Origin of the sequence: Acinetobacter sp. FDAARGOS_724 (assembly GCF_013364475.1) — a bacterium.
In the GTDB taxonomy this organism is placed as follows: domain Bacteria; phylum Pseudomonadota; class Gammaproteobacteria; order Pseudomonadales; family Moraxellaceae; genus Acinetobacter; species Acinetobacter variabilis.
The window spans coordinates 1,772,669-1,794,843 of record NZ_CP054908.1 but is presented as its reverse complement, the minus strand read 5'-3'; the positions used below and the strand labels follow the sequence as shown (position 1 = coordinate 1,794,843).

21 protein-coding genes are annotated in these 22,175 nt (G+C 40.3%); 9 read left to right on the top strand and 12 right to left on the bottom strand.

Going from position 1 to position 22,175, the window contains the following annotated elements; genetic code table 11:
• Positions 1 to 21: 21 nt before the first annotated feature.
• Positions 22 to 462, bottom strand: coding sequence for a GFA family protein (locus FOC32_RS09765; protein WP_175967233.1), 441 nt, complete (start codon positions 460 to 462; stop codon positions 22 to 24).
• A 252-nt stretch (positions 463 to 714) separates the two neighbouring features.
• Here FOC32_RS09765 and FOC32_RS09760 point away from each other — a divergent pair, with 252 nt between their 5' ends.
• The 3 genes from FOC32_RS09760 to FOC32_RS09750 all read left to right on the top strand — a co-directional run bounded on the left by FOC32_RS09760 (position 715) and on the right by FOC32_RS09750 (position 2,464).
• Positions 715 to 1,398 carry a Smr/MutS family protein gene (locus tag FOC32_RS09760; protein ID WP_175967232.1) on the top strand — a complete coding sequence of 228 codons (684 nt, stop codon included), beginning with the start codon at positions 715 to 717 and terminating at the stop codon, positions 1,396 to 1,398.
• 93 nt (positions 1,399 to 1,491) lie between these two features.
• Positions 1,492 to 2,040 (top strand): GTP cyclohydrolase I FolE, encoded by a 549-nt coding sequence (gene folE, locus FOC32_RS09755; RefSeq protein ID WP_175968195.1) that lies wholly within the window; start codon positions 1,492 to 1,494, stop codon positions 2,038 to 2,040.
• Positions 2,041 to 2,104: 64 nt separating this feature from the next.
• Positions 2,105 to 2,464: a cupin domain-containing protein gene (locus tag FOC32_RS09750; RefSeq protein ID WP_104427005.1), complete on the top strand. Its 360-nt coding sequence runs from the start codon at positions 2,105 to 2,107 to the stop codon at positions 2,462 to 2,464.
• A 166-nt stretch (positions 2,465 to 2,630) separates the two neighbouring features.
• Here FOC32_RS09750 and FOC32_RS09745 read toward each other — a convergent pair whose 3' ends face one another.
• Positions 2,631 to 3,377, bottom strand: a complete 747-nt coding sequence (locus FOC32_RS09745; protein WP_175967231.1) for an IS5 family transposase — start codon at positions 3,375 to 3,377, stop codon at positions 2,631 to 2,633.
• Between the two features lie 213 nt (positions 3,378 to 3,590).
• On the opposite strand from FOC32_RS09745, the gene FOC32_RS09740 reads away from it, so the two are divergent.
• On the top strand, positions 3,591 to 4,145 hold the full coding sequence (locus tag FOC32_RS09740; protein WP_175967230.1) for a DUF4385 domain-containing protein: 555 nt from the start codon (positions 3,591 to 3,593) through the stop codon (positions 4,143 to 4,145).
• Here the strand turns inward: FOC32_RS09740 and FOC32_RS09735 are convergent.
• The 5 genes from FOC32_RS09735 to hemE all read right to left on the bottom strand — a co-directional run bounded on the left by FOC32_RS09735 (position 4,142) and on the right by hemE (position 10,202).
• Positions 4,142 to 5,539 (bottom strand): diguanylate cyclase, encoded by a 1,398-nt coding sequence (locus FOC32_RS09735; RefSeq protein ID WP_175967229.1) that lies wholly within the window; start codon positions 5,537 to 5,539, stop codon positions 4,142 to 4,144. The genes FOC32_RS09740 and FOC32_RS09735 overlap by 4 nt on opposite strands.
• Positions 5,540 to 5,743: 204 nt before the next feature.
• On the bottom strand, positions 5,744 to 7,630 hold the full coding sequence (locus FOC32_RS09730; RefSeq protein WP_175967228.1) for a DUF4105 domain-containing protein: 1,887 nt from the start codon (positions 7,628 to 7,630) through the stop codon (positions 5,744 to 5,746).
• Positions 7,631 to 7,703: 73 nt separating this feature from the next.
• Positions 7,704 to 8,174: a DUF3015 family protein gene (locus tag FOC32_RS09725; protein WP_004782788.1), complete on the bottom strand. Its 471-nt coding sequence runs from the start codon at positions 8,172 to 8,174 to the stop codon at positions 7,704 to 7,706.
• A 143-nt stretch (positions 8,175 to 8,317) separates the two neighbouring features.
• Positions 8,318 to 9,121, bottom strand: a complete 804-nt coding sequence (locus tag FOC32_RS09720; protein WP_125278918.1) for a DUF817 family protein — start codon at positions 9,119 to 9,121, stop codon at positions 8,318 to 8,320.
• Between the two features lie 10 nt (positions 9,122 to 9,131).
• Positions 9,132 to 10,202 carry a uroporphyrinogen decarboxylase gene (gene hemE / locus FOC32_RS09715; RefSeq protein ID WP_175967227.1) on the bottom strand — a complete coding sequence of 357 codons (1,071 nt, stop codon included), beginning with the start codon at positions 10,200 to 10,202 and terminating at the stop codon, positions 9,132 to 9,134.
• 206 nt (positions 10,203 to 10,408) lie between these two features.
• Here hemE and FOC32_RS09710 point away from each other — a divergent pair, with 206 nt between their 5' ends.
• The 4 genes from FOC32_RS09710 to FOC32_RS09695 all read left to right on the top strand — a co-directional run bounded on the left by FOC32_RS09710 (position 10,409) and on the right by FOC32_RS09695 (position 16,864).
• Positions 10,409 to 11,626 carry a L,D-transpeptidase family protein gene (locus FOC32_RS09710; protein WP_175967226.1) on the top strand — a complete coding sequence of 406 codons (1,218 nt, stop codon included), beginning with the start codon at positions 10,409 to 10,411 and terminating at the stop codon, positions 11,624 to 11,626.
• Between the two features lie 164 nt (positions 11,627 to 11,790).
• Positions 11,791 to 12,489 carry a pirin family protein gene (locus tag FOC32_RS09705; protein ID WP_175967225.1) on the top strand — a complete coding sequence of 233 codons (699 nt, stop codon included), beginning with the start codon at positions 11,791 to 11,793 and terminating at the stop codon, positions 12,487 to 12,489.
• A 305-nt stretch (positions 12,490 to 12,794) separates the two neighbouring features.
• Positions 12,795 to 13,775, top strand: a complete 981-nt coding sequence (locus tag FOC32_RS09700) for a N5-glutamine methyltransferase family protein (protein WP_175967224.1) — start codon at positions 12,795 to 12,797, stop codon at positions 13,773 to 13,775.
• Between the two features lie 251 nt (positions 13,776 to 14,026).
• Positions 14,027 to 16,864 (top strand): ImpA family metalloprotease, encoded by a 2,838-nt coding sequence (locus FOC32_RS09695; RefSeq protein WP_228761254.1) that lies wholly within the window; start codon positions 14,027 to 14,029, stop codon positions 16,862 to 16,864.
• A gap of 108 nt (positions 16,865 to 16,972) precedes the next feature.
• On the opposite strand, the gene FOC32_RS09690 is transcribed toward FOC32_RS09695, so the two are convergent.
• A complete protein-coding gene (locus FOC32_RS09690; protein WP_034706081.1) occupies positions 16,973 to 17,458 on the bottom strand; it encodes a CinA family protein in 486 nt (161 codons plus the stop codon).
• Between the two features lie 83 nt (positions 17,459 to 17,541).
• Here FOC32_RS09690 and FOC32_RS09685 point away from each other — a divergent pair.
• A protein-coding gene (locus FOC32_RS09685) for an IS3 family transposase (RefSeq protein ID WP_175967220.1) occupies positions 17,542 to 18,701 on the top strand; the annotation gives its coding sequence in 2 pieces (ribosomal slippage) (positions 17,542 to 17,776 and positions 17,776 to 18,701; 1,161 coding nt in all).
• A gap of 459 nt (positions 18,702 to 19,160) precedes the next feature.
• On the opposite strand, the gene FOC32_RS09680 is transcribed toward FOC32_RS09685, so the two are convergent.
• The 4 genes from FOC32_RS09680 to FOC32_RS09665 form a co-directional block, all read right to left on the bottom strand.
• On the bottom strand, positions 19,161 to 19,373 hold the full coding sequence (locus tag FOC32_RS09680) for a hypothetical protein (protein WP_175967218.1): 213 nt from the start codon (positions 19,371 to 19,373) through the stop codon (positions 19,161 to 19,163).
• Between the two features lie 70 nt (positions 19,374 to 19,443).
• The gene (locus tag FOC32_RS09675) at positions 19,444 to 19,671 is read right to left on the bottom strand and encodes a hypothetical protein (RefSeq protein ID WP_104426368.1); all 228 of its coding nucleotides are present in this window, start codon (positions 19,669 to 19,671) and stop codon (positions 19,444 to 19,446) included.
• A 102-nt stretch (positions 19,672 to 19,773) separates the two neighbouring features.
• Positions 19,774 to 19,989: a cold-shock protein gene (locus FOC32_RS09670; RefSeq protein ID WP_175967216.1), complete on the bottom strand. Its 216-nt coding sequence runs from the start codon at positions 19,987 to 19,989 to the stop codon at positions 19,774 to 19,776.
• A 418-nt stretch (positions 19,990 to 20,407) separates the two neighbouring features.
• Entirely contained in the window at positions 20,408 to 22,108 is a 1,701-nt protein-coding gene (locus FOC32_RS09665; RefSeq protein ID WP_175967214.1) for an NAD-dependent malic enzyme, read from the bottom strand.
• Positions 22,109 to 22,175: the final 67 nt, after the last annotated feature.

Sequence of the window (22,175 nt, the reverse complement as noted above, 5' to 3'; positions counted from 1 at the left end):
TTTTTCTATTAACTAATTCATTTAATACTGAGTTGAATGATCAAAATAAGAGATTAATTTTTCAAATTCTGGCAGTTCAGAATAGTACTCATCCGCCTTGATTTCATCTGCCCAATCTACTTTAGAGTTCAGACAAAAATTCAGTCTGTGCTGAATTTTAGGTACTTGATCCAGAAGCCCTAAAGGAACCCAGATCAATGCAATTGTACCTACATGATTCGGTACAGGCGAGCCACAGTGTTGACAAAAATGAGAACGAAATCCGGTCTCTTTTTGATAACAGGAAATTGAAGCGTGTCCTGAGGTCCATTCAAAATATTGCTGATGAACTAAAGTTGCTGCATTCGCGGCCGTACCACTCTGTTTACGACATAAACTGCAGTGACAATGATACATGGTCTGAATATTCGTATTTATTTTGAACTGGACATTGCCACACAAACAACTGCCTGAATAACTCATTTTTAATTTTCCAGGTTTGATTGATTTATATTTAAAGAGAGATGTTCCATCGAGGCAACTGTTAAAATAATAAAAGGAGAATATTCATGAATTATTTTCTATTTAAGGTTCATCAAGCTATACAATATTAGAAAACCACCCAGAAATTAAAGCTGGGTTTAGGATATGTTGTATTTAGTGCAATTCATTTCTCCTTTCAGTGATTTAAGACTATAATTTAATAGAATTCAGTATCTCCCCCGTTTCCAGATTATGAGCAAACACGATTCTTCGCTTTCTAAAGATCAGTACAATTTACTGAAAGATCTTAAAAAGCAAATTAGTTATCCTCAGCCTAAGGCTGAACCTGTTGCCCCTGTCGTGAAAACAGCGGAGCAGGAACAGGCGGAAGACCTCGATCTATTTCGCAAACAGATGCAAGGCGTACAAAAAATTGATGCCGGCAATATTGCGAAAATTGAAAAATCTCCCAAGAAAAAAGTCGATGCACAAACCTTGGCCAAGCGTGCCGCTGCCGAAGGTCCAATGCATACCGATGAAACTGTTCTGTCTGATACTCAAGCTATGCTCAATCCGGTTGGCAGTCAGGCGAGCTTAAGCTACCGCATTGCGACGTTACAGCATAAGGTTTTTGAAGATCTGAAAGCGGGAAATCTGCGCTGGTTTGAAGCTGTCGACCTGCATGGTTGTACGGTAGAAGAAGCACGTCAGGCTGTGCTTCAGATTATCCAGATCGCCAAAGATGAAAACCAGAACGTGATCAAGATTGTACATGGCAAAGGGCCAGAAGCAATCTTAAAAACTTATGTCAACGGCTGGCTACGTCAGCACCGTGATGTTCTGGCCTTTGTCAGTGCTCCTGAAAAACAGGGTGGCACTGGTGCAGTTTTAGTTTTGCTAAAACGTGCAGAAAAAAATCCAAAGTTTAAACAGTAAGCGGATTTACCCCCAAAACAAGGCATTGTAAAAGATTTCTGCTACAATGCCGTCCTTGTTCATTCTCAGTTTAAGTGAATACGTCATATGACTATGCAGCAATCTTACGCAAACATTCTTACTGCCGTTGGTGAAGATCTCAATCGCCCTGGTCTCAAAGATACGCCCGTGCGTGCTGCGAAAGCGTTTTCGTATTTAACCTCAGGGTATAGCCAGACTCTGGAAGAAGTGACCAATAGTGCGGTTTTTCCATCAGATAACCGTGAAATGGTTTTAGTGAAAAATATCGAATTTTATTCACTCTGCGAACACCATTTATTGCCATTTTATGGTCGTGTACATATTGCCTATTTACCTGAAGGCAAAGTATTGGGGCTGTCTAAATTTGCACGTATTACTGAAATGTTTGCCCGTCGTTTGCAGATCCAAGAAAATCTGACCCAGCAAATCGCAGAAGCGGTTGCTGAAGTCACCAATGCACGTGGTGTAGCCGTGATGATTGATTCAGCACATATGTGTATGATGATGCGTGGTGTTAGCAAACAGGAATCAACAACGCGTACGGTGTCATTTATCGGTGACTTTAAAACAGATAAAGAAGTCCGCCGTGAGTTTTTAGGCGCTGTACCAGAAAGTTATTAATATAGATTCATAAATGAAAGCCTCAATTGATATTGGGGCTTTTTTACACGATGAGGTTATGAAAATGTCATCTATTTGGATTGCGGGTCGAGGTTTAGGTCAGGCTGAAGAAAGTATCGATTATCCACGTCCAGACCGGCTGGTTAAAGGTAATCCTAAACGCTTGACCCAGAGTGCCTATCAACATCCCAATATGGATTGCGGGATCTGGCAATGTGAAGTGGGTGCCTGGAATATCGTATTCGCTGAAAATAAACAGGAATTCTTTCAGATAATCGAAGGGATCGTCCGTTTACATGATGCTCAAGGACAATCCTTTGTTGAAATCAAGGCAGGTGAAGCTGGCATTATTCCACCCGGTTTTGTTGGCACTTTTGAAGTGGTTAAAGCCGTTAAAAAATATTATGTCGTGGTAGAAAGTTAAAACATAAGTACGAGTTTAATATCTTCATCAGTTAAGGAATTTTGCGATCAATTCCTTAACTTTTCTACGTATTCACTCAATTTCTTAAAATTTAATTCCTACATTCTTTTCAAAAATTTATCTTATTAACTTAGGGTCTGTTGACATTTACTGTTCATAATTAAACCTATAAAGGTAGCCATAAAAATATACAGGCTAAGGCAACAGAACTTTGATAATTTCTTTTGAGCTTGTCATATCGAGTAGCTATTCCTCTAAATTGCTTTAATCTACAAAACATATTTTCAACTAAATGCCTGATTTTATATAAATACCAGTCCATATGATCATTGTTCGATTGGCTATTTATTTTCTTTGGTATATTCGCTTTTGTCCCTGTTTTTCTGATCTGTTCACGCAGTGGTTCTGAATCATAGCCTTTATCTGCGCAGACCACTTTTGTCTCTTTTAAGTCTAATGTTGATATTAAATCAGGTGCAACTTTGACGTCATGTGTGGTTCCATCGGTAATCATGAAATCAACAGGATTGCCATTTGCATCAACAATCAAATGTATTTTTGAGGAGTTTCCTCCTACACTTTTAGAAATGGATTGATTCGCTATACCGGCAGAATGTTGATGAGCACGTACGTGAGAGCCATCAATAAAAATCCACTCCATATCGGGGCATGATGCTAATAATTTGAATAATCTAAGCAACTTACCACTGCTTGACCAACGATTAAAACGTTTGAAAATAGAGTTTGATTGACCGAGATAGGAAGGAATATCTCGCCACGGACAGCCTATTCTAATTCTATAGAGAATAGCTTCAATAAAATTACGTAAATTTGAGTTGTGATGAATAGATAAATTACGCAAAATAGTTTTCAACTTTTGCCAGTGTTGATCTGTCAGCATGGTACGAGGCATAGCGAATAGTAAAATTGGGTTTGGCGATTTGATTTTACTACTTCGCTATTTTTTAAGCTAAAAGTGTCAACACACCCTAGTTTCCTTCCTTTAAAAAATAAACAGATTGATGCTGCATAATTAATTTCCTGACTACATTTCCTGCCATGTTTAAATACAGACCTTTTGTTTAGAAGTCTGCATGATCCAAGTATATAAATTCTGGAAACAGCCATGAGTAAAAAGCAGCCTGATCCGCCTAAACGCCCTTCACGTGTTCATTCAAATAGTTTTGACTATAGTCTGGATTTTAAGAAAATTGATTTCCGTAAACGTCCGGACTTATACCGGATTGGACGCGGTGAGCAAGGCGTGCTTTTAGTAGAACCTTATAAGTCGGAAATCCTGCCCCACTGGCGTTTTGCAGATGCTGAAAAAGCCCAAGTCAGTAGTGAAAAAATTTATGCTCTATTTCTGGAATATTTAAAACAGGAAGATTTTGTCGGGGCCGATATGGCACGCAAGTTTTTACAAATGGGTTATACCCGCGCCCGGCGTTATGCCAATCACAAAGGCGGCAAAAAATATGATGGTCCAGTTCCAGATGATAAAAAAGGCTTAAGCGGTGCACATGGGCGTGAGGAATTGCCGCGCAGTTCTGAAGATCCGGTTAAAGCTGCTGCAGCCAAAATATTTAAACAAAAATGGGATGAAGCCAAAATCCATCCCGAATATGTGCGGCAAAAACAGCAATTTCAGGCTGCGATTCAGCAGCAAATTTTAAATTAGACAGACGCTTTTTGTGCGCCCTGAATTTGAGAAGGTTGCGCCAGATAGACCCGGTTACGCCCCGTATTTTTAGCCATATACAATGCAGCATCTGCAGCATCCAGAAATCTTTGGTAATCCGGATGACCATCAAATAACGCACAGCCAATACTAACTGTGAGTCTGAATTGCTGTCCTTGAGCCGTATTGATCAAGCCATGCTCTACATATTTACGGATATTTTCAGCAATGTTCAGCGCGCGTCTTTCATCGGAATCGACCAGCAGCAGCAGGAATTCCTCACCACCGACACGGAATGCATAGTCACTACCCTGAATGTATTTCTGTAGGGCATCAGCAATAAATTTTAAGGCCAGATCGCCGGCTGCATGACCATATTTATCATTAATGGCTTTGAAGAAATCGGCATCAATCGCTAGCAAGGATAATGGTGTCTGGTTATCACGAGAAAAGTTAATTTCACGTGAAATAATGGTATTTAAATAACGGCGATTCAATAACTGGGTTAACGAGTCATTTCCAGATTCGATATAATCTGCAACCTGAAATAATTGATCGATCAGGTGCTGTATTTCACGGTTTAAGTCACGAATACTTTGAATCAGATTCAGCATCTGATCTTTTTCAGTACATTCCAGTACTGCCTGATTTAGCGTATCGATCTGATAAATTTGCTCGATAATTAAATCGACCTGATCAGAACCGGTAAAAGCATAAGACGCCTTATGAATAAACCATAAGCCAAATTCTGACTTGGACAGCATTTGATGTCTAATGCCTGTAGTGCCAGAAAAGACCTTGAACATCAGTTCATTTTCCCAATCCAGCAATGAACTGCGCTGCTTATCTTTTTGTACCGCGACATCCTGCATTGCAGAAAATACCCGGTAACTGTGCTTCATTTCCTGATTCTGAACTGATTTCGCCTCATAGGAACGACACATAATTTCAGTGGCAAACCCCATGATTTGTACAATATAACTACAGGTAGTGAGCATGTTTGGCTGCGGATTTAAACTTAGCAATTCAAACATTTTGCGCTGAATTTCTCGAACACCACGCATAATCAGCCAGGATGGAATCCCGACGCGTGCATGCACATGTCCAACGATATTCTGTTTTTGCACGGCCTCTGCATAACGCTTATTCAGCGCCACACTAAAACTTTCTGAAAGCCATTGATGTAAAGTATCTCGTAAACGCTGCTGAATCAGCTCATCAGTAAAATATTGAGATGCTTCTTTTTCCAGAAGCATATTTTTATAGAATTCTTCTACCAGTACCAAAGAGTGGTCTTGAATAAACTGAAATGCGTGTAGCAAATCATCCGATGAATAATTTTGACAGATCTGCTCCCACTGTTCCGCCAGCATAGCCATACACTCATTATTCATATAACTTTTCCCGATACTTTGCGATTCGCAGTGATATTATGTGATAAATACAATAATATTCAGGCATTTTAACCCAATTATTGAATACAATCTTTGATAATATCGGTAGAAGTCTCCGAACATGAATTTATTTTAAACATTCAAATATAAGTCATTTGATCTATAAACTTCATTTACTCTATATTCGAGGTTATGTTAGCTAAATTAAAAATAATGGACTAAGCCCAGACTCCATTTTTCCCAGTCTTTCGATTCCTGTTGCTGATATTCCCAACCCGCCCGAATGGCATTTTGTGTATTCCATGCATATTGCAGCTGGCTTTTCAACTTTAGCTGCCACTGATGAGAGTCTTCCCAATATGGCAATTCCACCTGTACCAGACTATTGATCTGATCCGTCCAGATATTCTGGCAACCCACCATTGGCCCCATACCGATACGCCATCCTTTGTCTAGCGCTTTTCCGGCCTGCACATGATTTTGTAATTGCACATAGCAGAGATGTTCACGTGCTTCATTTGCCCAGCTATAGCCACCCTGAACCTGAAAATTGGCTACACCATGCTGTTGCTCGGTACTAAACTGGCCATGCTGATCCAGTGCTTCCTGTTTCCAGCCCAAACTAAAACCCCAAGATAACGGCGCTTTAAACGCATTGATCGGGTTATAGGAATTCACTGTAAGCAGATCCAGGTGCTCCAGCTTCACGCGGTCATCACGGTATTGCAATGCACCATCCAGGAATAATAATTGGGTTCCTGTACGCAGCCCGCCTTGCGGATCCATAAGGTCATGATAAGCCTGACGATGACCAAGCTGCACAAAAGTCTCACCCTGTACTTGCCCAGTTTCAAGAACGATATTTCGGGCATGATGGCTTTGAACCGGATCTATTTTTGGACGCTCTGGCTGCTGACGCTGTTTGTCTATCGCCAACTGACTTCTTAGGCCCAATAATTTGCGAAAGCGTGGCTGGGCAAAAGATTCATCTACTTCTTGACGAAGAAAATCCAGATATAAATGGTCGTAGGCCATTTCCAGAATCTTGGCCTGATCTTCAGCCGGATAATTTTGCAACATGGCTTCCATTTCAGAGGTTTCTGCATACCCTACCTGATGTGCAGTTTTTGCCAAGGATTCGCCATGTTGCTGGGCTTGAGCCAGCAATTGAGTTTCCAGGGCCGGACGGTAAGTCTTCTTCCTGATCAGTCCCTGCTGTTCCACTACTTTTAAGGTTTCGACTGGAATTGCGGCGGTATCGAATTGCTGCTGCAAGTTCAGTTCAGGACGCACCAGATCAAAAAGCCCTAATAGACGATAGGCACAGTTATCATTAATGAAATAATAAGGGAAACTTACCTGTTGCATTTCCCAGAGATGCTTCACCAAAAATCCGGTTTCTTCAGGCGTCAGATTAAGTTCATATTCCCATAAATCACGGCTTTCAAAGTCACCATATTCCTTGACTTTTCGGTAATAAGGCATCAAGGAATATTCACCCGGATATTGGCCGGTCAGCCCTTTCCAGGCAAAGGACCAGTTATCATTGCTGTCGACTGTGGCTGCATAATTGACCGCATAAGACACCAGATTCAGTTGCTGCTGGTCTTTGGGATCCAGACGCAGCAAAGTATGACCAAACATGGAGCTGGGATTGCCCATATAATCGGTGGCATAAATCAGGGTCGCCTGATAAGGCTTAACTTCATTCATCCAGCGCTCAAAATCCGGGCAACTCGCTTCAGGCAATTGCTGTTCAGAAATATTCAGCTGTTGCATTAACCACTGACTACGTGCCGGGAATTTACATCGTACAGATTGATTGGGTTCTGCGGGCTCAAACAATGCCTGTATATTTTGCTTTAATTCAAGCTGCAGATCTGTCTTGCCCTGCTTTGCCAGAAAATAGCCAGCATAACTGACTTCACTTTTTCCTTCAGCATTGGCATACATCAAACGTTGCCAGGTCGCGGTCTGGTGCAATTTTTTTTGTGTGGCTTGTTCTAGATAAGCTTGAATATCTGGAGAAATTTCGGACGCAAAACTCAGGGGACTCCACAGCAAAGCTGAGAGCAAAAAAGCATATTTCATTCAGTCTACGGTTCTTTTCAATTTTTATTTACAAGAAAACCCTGCCAGGACAGCAGGGTTTTTACAGCGATACTTAGATATAAGCTTTTAATACTTCATCTTTAGCCATGACTGTTTGTAGAGTACTTAACACTTGTAAAGTATTTTGGTTTTCTTCTGAATAGATTTCAGAGAAATTCTGCTTGGATACAGTGAAGAAACGTGCTTTGTCTTCTGCCTTGATATTTAGCAGTTCAGCCAGTACGTTCAGGCTTTCACCTTCACCTACGGCCATATCACGTGCCAATGCTTCAGCATTTTCATTGGTGAAAGTCACGACTTGAGCCGTTACTGTACCGCCCTGGCTACATCCTAAAGTACCGAAAGTAATACCTAGCCACTGGTTAGTGAATAGCACGTTTGTTGTACCTGCAAGCAGCTTAGGAATAATGCCTGACTGGCCTGCCCATACCTGGCTACCAATACCACAACCTACATCTCTATCCGCCATCGCCATACCAGAACCCGTTGCCAATACCACAGCGAGCATAATCTTTTTTAACATACTTATTCTCCGGTTATTCTCATGCATCTTTTGTTATTACGCTAATGATGTAATCTTCATTACACATTCAGAAGAGTAGCGGGAAGTCTAATTTGGCGCAATGAAAAAACTGTGTGATTTACATAAGGATAAACAGAATAGTTTTACCGGGTTTTTAGGCTCCAGTTACCTTGAGAATTACGCTGTCCTAAAATCTTTAATACCAGCACCAGACTGAGCAATAAAAGTAAATACCAGGAACCGAGTTTGCCCCAACCGACCATATGCCATTTTTCTACCTGGCTTGGATATAACCAGATCTGATAAAAGGTACTGATATTCTCTGCCACCCAGATAATAAACGCCAAGATCAACAAGACAGGCAACATCGGTAGCTGAAAAGCGTGCTGATTCAACTGAAACCGAATTCTGGTTTTCCAGAACATCACTACACTCCAGACAAATAACAGCAAGCGATAGTCCGGAATGAAGAATTTACTCATAAAGTTGATGTAGGACAGTACTGCCAAAGCCAGCATATGGCTAAAGCGCGGCAATTTTTCAAATGAGACTTGGTATAAGCGTAAGGAACGTGCAAAAAAACTGCCGACAGCTGAATACATAAAGCCAGCAAATAAAGGCACAGTCAGTATTTTAAAAATTGCAGGTTGTGGATATTGCCAGGATGCAATTGCCGGATGGGTCAGGAAAATTTCCATGACCATCGCCATGATATGGAATAAGGCAATTACTTTGGCTTCGGCCCAGGATTCTAGTTTGGTATAGAGCAATACTACCTGAATCAGTAAAGCGAAAAATAATAGATAGTCATAGCGGTAGAAACCGTAAAAAAGTTCACTACCCATTGATGCAGTTTGTGCAAAAGCAAGCAGGAGCAGAATCCCAAATAAGGCAGCCGAAGCTGCCTTATAGGTAAATTCAAACCCTGATTTAAAAAAGTCGATCAAGGTTTACATCCTAAAGATATTTAGCGCTGTACTCATGTACGGTATCAATAAATACTTTAGGATTGGCTGGATCCACCCACTGGGTAATGCCATGACCTAAGTTGGCTACATAACCGGTTGTTTCACCATTGGCATAGGCATCATCCAGCATCAACTTGGTCGCTTTAGCAATCGCGTCCGGAGTGCCATATAAAGTCGCCGGATCCAGGTTACCTTGTAACGCAGCACGACCTACAACAGTCTGGCGTGCAACATTGAGCGGTGTGGTCCAGTCCAGACCAAAAGCATCTGCACCGGTCGCAACCATTGGCTCTAGCCATTGACCACCACCTTTAGTAAACAGAATCACTGGAATCTTGCGGCCATCTTTTTCACGCTGCAAACCTGCCACGATTTTTTGCATATAATTAAGTGAAAATTCAATATATTCACGATGAGCAAGTGCTCCGCCCCAGCTATCAAAGATCTGCACTGCCTGAGCACCGGCATCAATCTGTGCATTCAGATATTCAGTCACGGCATCTGCTAAACGCTCTAATAAAGCATGCAGAACTTCTGGCTGTGCGTACATCATGTTTTTAGTGAAGCGGAAGTCTTTGCTCGAACCCCCTTCAACCATATACGTTGCCAAGGTCCACGGGCTGCCGGAGAAGCCGATCAATGGTACTTGTCCACCCAAAGCTGAACGAATAGTCGATACTGCATTCATTACATAATCAAGGTCAGACTTGGCATTAAATTTGGGTAAATTAGCCACATCCTGTTCAGTCCGCACAGTTTTGTGGAATTTCGGACCTTCACCTGCTTCAAAATAAAGACCCAGACCTAAAGCATCCGGAACAGTCAGAATGTCCGAAAATAAAATGGCCGCATCCAGCTCATAACGGCGTAAAGGCTGCAAAGTCACTTCACAGGCAAAGTCAGTATTTTTGCAAAGAGAAAGGAAATCCCCTGCTTTGGCACGTGTTTCTCGATATTCTGGTAAATAACGGCCTGCCTGACGCATCATCCATACAGGGGTAGTATCTACAGGTTCACGTAACAATGCGCGCAGAAAACGATCATTTTTTAAGGTCGTCATTCACTTTCCTATCTATCTTTGATATTGCCCACATCATAACAAAATGACTGCATTTTGAATAACTTCTCATGACTTTAAAAACCGATCATGTTAAGTGATCAAATGTGAGGAATTACACAAAAGAACTACTGCATCTCCACATTTTTTCTGTAATACTTATAGTGTTTTTTCACATAGTTAACGAAATATTTTTAAGGTTGAGTTACATGTTCGTTCGCACAATGCTCGCTGTGAGTCTAGGTTGCATTTTCGCAGGTACTGTTTTCGCTGCGTCTACTGCTGAACAACCATTAAATCCCCAAGTTGTCACTGATGTTGCGGTACAGGATCCGATTGATCCTTTAGCGACTGAAGCTTCGGCAGCACAAGCAGAAACTCGAATTAGTGCTCAAGAACAACAAGATCTGAAGAAAGCTTCTGAAGCATTAGATTTATTACAAAATACTGAAGACCAGACGGCCGATATCGGTGCTGCTTCAACCAAGACTAAAGTACCGACGAATTCTGCTGCTGCGAAAGCATCTTGGACTTTAGATGGCCTTAATAATGCAAGCTGGTATGAAGATATTGGTAAGGGCCAATTTCCGGTGTATGCACGTGCGCATGTCATGTTGAATAATGCCCATGCTTCTCCAGGTGCGATTGACGGTACTAGCGGTAAAAATACGTTGAAAGCGATCGCATCTTTCCAGCAAATGAATGGTATTAAACCAACAGGTACGTTAACTCAGGAAACTTGGGATGCCCTATTGGCTAAACAGGGTTCTAAGCCTGCTTTTGTGGAATACACCATCACTGAAGAAGACCTAAAAGGTCCTTATGCCGAGTCTATTCCTTCTGACTATGCCTTACAGGCAAAAATGAAAGGTTTGTATTACACTCGCGTAACTGAAATGCTGGGTGAAAAATTCCATATGGATGAAGGCTTTTTGAAAAAGTTAAATCCAAAAGCTACCTTTAAGAAAGCTGGGGAAAAGCTGATTGTTGCCAATATCCGCAATGAAGTTCCTGAAGATATTCATTTGATTGTGGCGCATAAAGGCGCCAAGCAGCTTTATCTGTTCAATAGCCGCAACCAGATGATCGCTTCTTTCCCGGCAACGATTGGTAGTTCAAGTACTCCATCGCCAACAGGAACTTATAAGGTGACTGGCGTAGCGAAAAACCCATGGTATAGCTACTCGCCATCTAACTTTGTTCAAGGCAATAACAAGAAACCACTTTCTTTACCACCTGGTCCAAACGGTCCTGTAGGTAATATCTGGATCGGTTTAAGCAAAAAATCATTTGGTATTCACGGTACACCGAATCCATCGGCAATCTCTAAAACTGCATCACACGGTTGTATCCGTCTGACCAACTGGGATGCGAATGATTTAGGCCGTAAAGTGAAATCAGGTGTAACTGTCCGTTTCCTTGAATAATCTTTATTTAAATGCTTAAGCCCACTTTCGAGTGGGCTTTTTTGTACTTACATCCTTTTTGTATCGTTGCAAAAATGCAATGATCTGTCGCCTGTTTATGATTTTTTAAGAATTAAAACAACGGTATGATGATCTCAAGTTAAAAATTAAAGTGAGATAAACCCATGAAAGCTTTTCTACATCCAAGTGAAAATCGTGGTCATGTAAAAATGGGCTGGCTGGAATCTAGACACAGCTTCTCATTTGGCAACTGGTACAATCCGAACTATATGGGCGTGAGTGCTTTACGTGTCATTAATGACGACCTGATTGATGCACATCAGGGCTTTGGTACCCATCCGCATGACAATATGGAAATCCTGACCTGTGTATTGAAAGGTACGATTACTCATCAGGACAGTATGGGCAATCATGGCGGTATTGCAGCAGGTGAATGGCAATTGATGAGTGCCGGAACCGGTGTACGTCATAGTGAAATGAACCAGGGTGATGAACAGGTACATCTCCTGCAAATCTGGATCATTCCGAATGAACGTGATGCTCAGCCGAATTATCAGCAAATTCGTCTGGATGCCAAAGAACAACCGAATCAATGGCATTTAATCTGTGGACCGAATGACAATGCACCCATGCACATTCGTCAAAATGCAGAAGTCAAAACAGCCGTGATCCATCAAGGCCAAAGTCTGGACATCAAAGCGACTCAGCATATCAATTATGTACATGTGATTTCTGGCTCAGTACAAATTGCAGAATATACAGTTGAAGCTGGTGGTGCGATTGCCTTTATGGATGATGCAGAAATTAAAGCAATTGAAGATGCTCAAGTGATCTGGTTTGATTTACCAAAAGCTGCTCATTAAAACTTCTATTTATATTCAGTCTATGCCGACTTATCATTTTGATCAGTCGGCATTTTTATAGAAAACATATAAAAATAAAAGTGATTCATTCTTTATAAGGATTTGAACTTCAAAATACCGCTATACAAATTAAACCAATTCACATCAGTTTTTTACCGAACAACAGTAAATTTTGGGCGAAGATTGAGCTGATCCATTTTGATTGAATCAATATAGCGAATGGCTGTTCTGGTCATTATCTTGTATAGATTAAACAGGTGTATGCACCTTTTCATTTATTCTGAATAAACCGAAGAGCACATCTAATGAACCAGATTTTAGAAATTCAAAATAGCCAGCAACAAGCTCTGCACTTTTTATTAGACTTTTTAAAACAACAGCAATATCAGTTTACCGCCATTACCCCACTTTCTCATCAACGGATTCTGGATCGTAAAAGAAGCGAAAAAAATAAACAGAAAACCCTACAGGATATCTTTGGCTGGAATCTGGAATTTACAATTACCGATCTTGATCCTGTTCTTTTTTCATTATTATTAGAACATCAGCTTCTAGAAGTTAAGAATAATGCATATAAAAGTCTGATCAGAGTCGCTTCACTCGAAGACAAATTATTTATTCACTCAGCCTTTCCTACGACCCAACAGGACGCTGTTTTTTTTGGTCCTGATACTTACCGCTTTGCCTATCATTTAAAGCAGTATTTATCTTGCCAAGCCAATTCTTTTAAACGGGCGGCTGAAATATGCTGTGGCGCTTCTGCTGCTGCAATTCATATGGCTAAACATTTTCCAGATCATGAGAAAATCTTTGTCGCAGATCTGAATCCGAAAGCTCTTCTCTATAGCCAGATTAATATCAATTTTTCAGGTTTTGATACGATTCATCCTGTGCAGAGTAATTTATTTTCTGATCTTGAAGGCCAGTTCGACCTGATTTTTGCCAATCCCCCTTATTTAATTGATCCAGATCAACGGCAATACCGTCATGGAGGCAATGAACTGGATGGCAATGAATTGTCTTTTAAGATTATCAAACAGGGTTTACAGCGACTCAGTCCAGATGGACGTCTATTTTTATACACTGGCGTCACTATTTGTCAGGATGGCAATCGCTTCTTGCAGCATCTGGAAGCTTTGATGAAGCAGCATCAAAATATTGACTGGTCTTATGAGGAAATTGATCCGGATATTTTTGGTGAAGAGTTAGAGCAACCTGCTTATCAACATGTAGAAAGAATTGCGCTGGCCCTGCTCAAGTTTGAAGTCAAAACTGATAGAACATGAAATTTCAGCTCGGGTCGAGGCTATTTTTAAACTGCGGCCTAATTAAAACAAATAAAAATTAACTCAATCCGCATCACATTTAAAATTATTTTCAATAATTATTTATCATTAAAAAACATACACTTAAACTAAATATTAGTTCTATTTTATCACTACTTACTTCTATAATTCTCATCTGATATTTACGACAACTTTAAAAATAATGTCGTCTTTTTGGTTATACCTTGGGGAAAATTGTGGAAAGAAATTATTTGAGGTTGAGAACAGCCTTACTGACCTTATCGCTATCGATCAGTCTGATTGCCTGTGGTGGAGCTGGTAGTGAAGAATCAGCCTCAGCGCCTAAAGAAGTACCAGATAATAGTTTACCTGTAACACCTCTCCCACCTGCAACCAATCGGATTGATCAGGCATTGAGTACAGGTGACGCGATACCTTTAACTGAGCAGGATTCAACTGCACTACTAGACTGGGCCTTACAGCTCGCCAAGCAACAACAAACATGGCAAAAGGGTTTAATTACCTCACTCTATACCAGTTCAAATGGCAAAGTTTTGCAACCTAAACTGCAATTTACGCCAACTGCTTCAATTAATCTTTATCCTTATGATTTAAGTGCAGCTTTGCCAATCGCAGTTTCAGATCAAGCCTGCGGCTGGAATTTAAGTCAGCAGGCGAATAAGGGTTGTGGTCTGGGAGTCGCATCACAAATCGGTAAAGGCCGTGCGCTGGCTTTTGGCCAGAATATGCTTGGGGGGATCTCAGCGAATAGTCCTGACGTGATAGATTTTGCACCCGTGCTTAATAATGGTTTTCGCTGGCTATTGACGGGGAAAACACAAGCACAGCCTAAACAAGAACTTAAACTTACCGTGAATGGCCTGGCACAAACCAACCTGAGCATAATAGAAAATTATTTTGCCCAGCATTTAGGGGTTAAAGTTACCTTTCTACAATGTAATGTACTGGATCAAACCAATACCTGCTGGAAAGATGCTGACCTGATGATTTTAGGCAGTAATATCGGCGCCAATAATTTTGAATCCAGCTTGATTCAGGAATATCTGGAGGCTGGTAAGCCAATATATTTCCAGGCAATGGGTTATAACGTCACTACACCGATGGAAAAAATCTTTTTGGCATTGAAGATTGAGACCAATAATAATTACTGGCGTGGCCAAGATACTTTACTCATGTCTTCAGGACGTTCCATCACGGATAAATGGAATAAAGTGAATGACATCGATAGTACGATCCAAATGCTGGAATATTTCAAGTCACCAAGTGCAGCACGTCTAGGTGATTTAAATGCCAATAATTCGTTGATTCAAACCATCAATAAAGCTTCTATCAATTTACAAAATTTAAATGCACAGGGAATCACTGCATTCAGCACAAAAAATAATAATCAGATTCTAAAAGCTTTGGTGTTATTGGCAGATCTCTGGCGTCCAGGCGTGAATTACAGCGGGCTGTCGAAAAATAGTGATGCTTTGACTTTTATGCGTACGTATGCCAGCGACTCCTGGACGGACTATAAACGCAAAACCACATTGGTGAATCCAAATGGTGCTGGCGATTATATGCCAGCCTCTGCACAAAACATGGCTGTCAGTGCGCAAGCCGAAACCATTACCGTGACCATTCCGCAAGGCAGCGGAATTACCGCAATTGGTCGTGCCAGCATTCCGGGCAAACCTGTCAGTATTGAGATTGTTGATGCTCAAGGTGCACAGCTTTCAGTCCAGACCAGCTATTTACGTGCCTGGGGCAATCCCTTTGATGATGGCGGCTATAAACGTCCTCGCCGACCAAACAGTTTCGCCGTAAAATTAGACACCACTCAAAGCAATGACTTTATCAGCCCGTTCGGTGGACCATTGATGTTGAATTACAGCAATGCCAAAGCAGGCTCTGTGGTGACCTTAAAAATCAAAGGCGCAGCAAAATATGCACATTATGATTTTACTCAAACGATCACTGAAGCGGATATTAGCGAAGCCACCAGCATCCTGCAAAGTAGAAACTTCGGCTGGAACACTTTTAAATTCGTTGGTGGTGAAATTCAACAGACCAATGACTATGCCTTAAAAGCCATTGGTGATCGATCAGCACGTACCTATGTGGATCAGATTAAGGGCGTAATCTTTGACAGTAACCACATTGCCAACGGTTATAACAACATGCCGCTGGATAGCAGTACGGCACAGCGTTGTAATGAATTAGGCTGGGATTGTACCGGCACAGTTCACCGTGCACCGAATGTTCAGCATTTTGTGGGCTGGATTGCGACCTGTGGCTTCCTATGCTCAGGAAATCCATCAGATGGGTCAACTGGCATTGATACCGGTTGGGGCTGGGTACATGAATTGGGACATAATACTGTTCAGGATGTCTTAACCATGGTATTCCCTTCTACTGAAACCGGAAAAACTGTTGGTTGCGTAGTGGAATGTAATAACAACATTCTGGCGGGTTTAAGCATGATGCGTAAATATCATCTATATGCTCAGGACAGTAATGGTAGCAATTTCCGTTACCCAACTTTATATGCCAATATCAAGGATACACGAAGCCTTGGTTTGTCAGGTGAAGCACAACGTGCCGCAATGGAAAAACGCTTATGGCAAGATGGCTATCATGTATCGATGCAGGCCTTCCATATCCAGATGGCCATGAACTATACCCGTTTACATCAAGGTAAATCGCGACCTGATCTTCAGGGTGTATTTGAGTTCATACGCTTACTGAATACTTCACAGCGTTTGTATAATCAGATTGATTTAAGCAAAGCATCTCAAGCAGATAAGAATAAACTGGGATTAGGCGCCTTTAATGCGAAAAGCATGAGCCGCCCTGACCTGATTTATGTGCTCAGTTCAAAAATCATGGGCTATGACCTAAAAGATTTTTATGCACTTTATGGCTTGCCTGTCACTGCAACTGCACATGCTTCAGTCGCCATGCTTAATCTGCCTACCGCACCTTTATATTTCTATGCGCAACCGGATGGCGGTTCAAATCGCTTGGCAACAGGGCAATGGCTCACCATTCCAGCGAACGGTTCTGTTCCTAACTATCCTTATTAATCGACCAATTAAATATAAAAAATCCCGGCTTCGGCTGGGATTTTTTTATAGCAGATCGTTTTCATGATCAGTGTATGAGCGACCATCAAGAGCTAAATAAATAGCGATTTACTTATTTTTCTTGTCTCGACTGCCTTCAAGGATTTCGATTAAGCTCAGATTAATATTTCTCGCCAGTTTTTTTAATTTCTCTCTCGGTTTTCCTCTGCAAAGAAAGCGGAAACTATAGAGCTCATCCTTATAAGAAATCACATAAAAAAAAGTTCCTACTGGCTTTTCTTTGGTTTCTGTCCCGCCTCTTTTTAAGAGTCCTGTACAGGCAATATAAATATCAGAATAAAACATTTTCTTGGCTTTTCTGACCATTTCCTGCGTGACTTCCATAGATTCCGGGGTATATTTTTTAATAAATTCAGGTTTGATTTTTAAAATATTCTCTTTGACACCCATGTCATAACACACCAGTCCGCCATATAAAATATCACCCGAATATTTATTTTGGGAAAATCGGTAAGCCAGGTAACCTGCTGATGCACTCTCTAGAAAAGTAATACTTAATTTTTTTTTGGCGAGTAATTTTATACATTTATTCATAGAGTAAACTTGATCCTAGACAAAATAATGGACAGCACGTCCCTCTAAAGATAACGTAACTTTAATCTTTGGAGATTCAAGAAATGGCTAAACGTTTTAGTCCCGAATTTAAACAGCAAGCGATTGATTATGCACTTTCAAACTCACACGAGTCTGTAGCTGCAATCGCCCAGAAATTAGGTGTGGGTTATTCAACATTAGATAAATGGATTCGTGAAACCAATCCGGCAGGTTCAAGCAAACGTCAACTTTCACCAGAACAACAGCGGATCGTGGAATTAGAGAAAGAAGTCAAACAGCTCAAGGAAGCCAATGACATCTTAAAAAAAGCGCATGTGTACTTTCTAACAGATCATGCCAAGAAAAGTACACGGTAATTCAAGATCTAGATATGAATGAAGTCACCGTATCTTCTGCCTGTAAATACCTAGGTGTCAGCACTTCAGGCTATTATGCCTGGCGAAAACATCAAGCCAATACGGCACAGAAATATAATGACTTAAAAGCCGTATATTGGCAGCATCATGCACGATTGGGTGCACCTTCATTAGTACATGACATGCATGATTTAGGTTACAACATGAGCGAACGTACTATTGGAAGGATCCTAAAAAAGCTTGGTTTACGTAGCAGGATTGCACGTAAATACAAGCATACGACTGATTCGACCCATCATTTGCCTACAGCACCCAACTTGTTGGATCGCCAATTTACAGCTACTCAGCCTAATAAAGTCTGGACAACAGACATTACCTATATCCGCACTAAAGAAGGTTGGTTGTATTTATGTGTGATGCTAGATTTATTTAGCCGTCGTATCGTGGGGTGGCAAACCAGCCATCGAATAGACCGCCAGTTGGTGTGTGATACATTTAACTATGCAATGGCTCGTCAGGGTTATCCAACTGGTGTTATGGTTCATTCGGACCAAGGCTCACAGTACTGTAGTCGTGATTTTAGAGCGCTGTTACTGAAAAATGATTGTACTCAGAGTATGTCTAGACGTGGAAACTGTTGGGATAATGCAGTGACTGAAAGCTTCTTTCATACATTAAAAGGTCATGTGGTACATGGCAGTGTGTTTTCGACTCGAAAAGAAGCGAATGCTGTCTTGTTTGACTATATTGAAATTTATTACAATCGAGTCAGAAGACATTCTGCAAACGGCTGGTTAAGTCCAGAAGCCTTTGAACAGAAATATATTAAAAGTTTAGAGGGGCTGGTTGTCCACGATACTGTCTAGGATCAACTCCTGACTTTATGATCATCTATTGATTATTAAATGTTCAAAAAGAAAAGATTAAATACTTAGCGTCTGAATGTCCTAGCAAAACTAAAACTGAACTGCCCTTGCTCACCACCTTAAACCAGCTGTATATCCTCAGTCATTTATATGACTTAAGTTCATACCAACGAAACTTATAATAACCTTGACGGGTTTTAACTCTGATTGGCTTTCTGATTTGATGTGTATTAGATTTTTTATAGGTTGATAATAGTTTTATGCCTAAAAGCATAAGTAGTAGAAGATATAAAATAGGGATCACTGAAATGATGGCTAAGTCGATTTAAATTTGAACTAAAAATATGCTTATTAATTCAGGATTTATTTATAAGACGATGAATAGGTTTAATTATCAAGTTCATAATTTCAAAGACAAAATCCTGGCAAGATACCAGGATTTTTTATATTCACTTTTGGTCATGTCACATGACCACTAAATAATTTTGAAAATTTTGCCGCGATGGTGCTTTGAAAAAACATTTCAAAACTTGGGCGAATATTTTCACCTTCAACTGTAATATGTTTGACGTTAGAATCCGATTGGGTATGAACAAAATCAGGGTCAACAGTAGCCTGAATCGCGTATTGAACACCGAATTGATCTTTCACACTGATATTTTGCTTAAGCATAATTAAACCTTTAATAATGATTATGAGAGAGATCGGCTAGAAATTGGTTAGCCAACATATAATTTAAATATTAAATAACTTTATGATTTAATTTAAATAATTGATTTAAAGATGTATAAAATGTACGACCGTCTAGATTCAGGTCAACTTCGATTTCTGATTGAAGCAGCACTCTTTTACCTACTTCAATTTCCTTAAAACCTTGACGTGTATTTTGCATTTTATTCAAGGGAATCAAAGAAACAATAATTTCTGTACCATTTTTAGATTTTGCAATTAATTCATTAATTTTTAACAACTTGTATCCTATTTTTATACTTCTTCCAATCTAGAAAAAGCTTTTTAACTTTTATTTAAAACAATAAAAAAGCACTGATGCGTGCTTTTTTATTCTAAAGACTTATAGCGCAGTAATATTTACAGCATTTGGGCCTTTTTGACCTTGAACTACGCTAAATGCAACTTGCTGGCCTTCCATTAAGGTTTTAAAACCTGAACTGGCAATTTCACTGAAATGAGCAAAAACATCTGGACCAGATTCTTGTTGAATAAAACCGAAACCTTTAGTTTCGTTGAACCACTTTACAGTACCTTTAACAATATTTGAGTTTGGCATAATAAAACCTACTAATTTTTAATCATCTGAATGACCAGTTGTAACTTTGAAAATAATAAAGAATGGAACTTAAAATCTGGATAAAACGAAGGATTATGAATAAAACGACGATACTTAAGGAAGATTTTTTGCAACAAGACTTTTTTCTAGTTAAGGCCAGTATACAGGAAGATTTAAAATAATAAAGTTTTCTTATATATATATTTAATTAATTTATAAATAGTATTTTTTTATTTACAGGATTTTTATTAAATTTCTATTAATTTCAATTACTTGATAAAATAAAACCGTATTGTTTGAGTAGGTTGAACTTCTATATTTTAGATTATCTTCGCTTTCTCCAAACAAAAAAAGCAGAGAAATAACAATGTCATCGCTCTGCTTTACTTAATATTAGGCCGCCCTTTTCCTAATAATATTAAAAGGTCACACGCTTATATTCCCGATATTCCGGTATCCAGAAATTCGTATCAATGGCTTTCTGCAGCACATCAAAACCAACTTTTGGAGCAACGCCATCATCAATCGCAGCTTGCGCAACCCTTAAGGCAATAATCTTGGAAATATGCTGGATCTGATCCAGATCTGGCAACAAGTTGGCAGTTGGATCCTGAAGTTTTGGAGAGCATTCTGCTAAGGCATTACTTGATGCCATCAGCATATTATCCGTAACACGTGTAGCACCTGAAGCAATCACGCCTAGTCCAATTCCCGGAAAAATATAAGAGTTATTGCATTGAGAAATAGTATAAATCTGTTCCTGATAATTAACAGGTGCAAATGGGCTACCTGTAGCAATCAAAGCTTTCCCATTGGTCCATTGAATAATATCGGCTGGAACAGCTTCTACGCGAGAAGTAGGATTCGATAAAGGGAAGATAATCGGATGTTCACAATTTTCAGCCATTGTCGTGATCACATCTTTGCTAAATAATCCCGGCTGTCCAGATACCCCAATCAACACTGTGGGTTTCGCATATTTGATGACATCCGATAGAGAAATAATCTCTTCAGCATTTCCCCATTCAGCAATATTTTCTGGTTCTTGCGCCAGTTTTCTCTGGAAATTTAATAGATTCGGCTGATTCTGGGTAATAAGACCGAAGCGATCCACCATAAAGACCCGCTTACGCGCTTCTGCATCAGTCAGGCCTTCTGCCACCATTTTTGCCACAATTTGTTCAGCAATCCCACAACCGGCTGAACCTGCTCCCAGAAAGGCAACAGTCTGATCTTTTAACTGTTTGTTTGACGCATACGAAGCTGCAATCAGACTGCCTACTGCCACAGCTGCCGTACCCTGAATATCGTCATTGAAGCAACATACTCGATCGCGATATTTTTCCAGTAAAGGCATGGCATTGTGCTGGGCAAAATCTTCAAATTGAATTAGCGCATCGGGCCATCTTTGCTGAATCGCCTGTATCACCATTTCGACAAATTCATAATATTCATCACCAGTGATACGAGGCTGACGCCATCCCATATAAATCGGATCATTCAACAACTGCTCGTTGTTCGTGCCCACATCCAAAGTAATCGGTAAAGTATAGGCGGGACTAATACCTCCGCAGGCCGTATATAAAGCCAGCTTTCCAATCGGAATGCCCATTCCACCAATGCCCTGATCGCCTAAACCAAGAATGCGCTCACCATCCGTAATCACAATCACTTTGACATTTCTTCGATTTACATTATGTAGGATATGCTCAATATGATCCCGATCCGGATAGGAAATAAAAACCCCGCGATGACGGCGATAAATCTTGGAAAAATGCTGACATGCCTCTCCTACCGTTGGCGTATAGATGATCGGCATCATTTCGCTTAAGTAATTTTCGATCAAATGATAGAAAAGCGTCTCGTTGGTGTCTTGGATGTTACGTAGGTAAATATGCTTATTGATTGCATCATTGAATGAGCAGTATTGTTGATACGAACGCTGACTTTGTTCCTCAATCGATTCGATCGCTTGGGGCAAAAGTCCGTGTAAATTAAAATGTATACGTTCTTCTACAGAGAATGCTGAACCTTTATTCAGCAATGGGAGTTCAAGTAATGCAGTACCTGCGTAGGGAATATAAAGTGGACGTTTAGGGTTCAGAGGTTCAGTTGCCATTTTTAACTCGCACTTTAAAATTCGACATGAATGAAAGCCGAAAAGAACAAAAAATTATCCTACTATC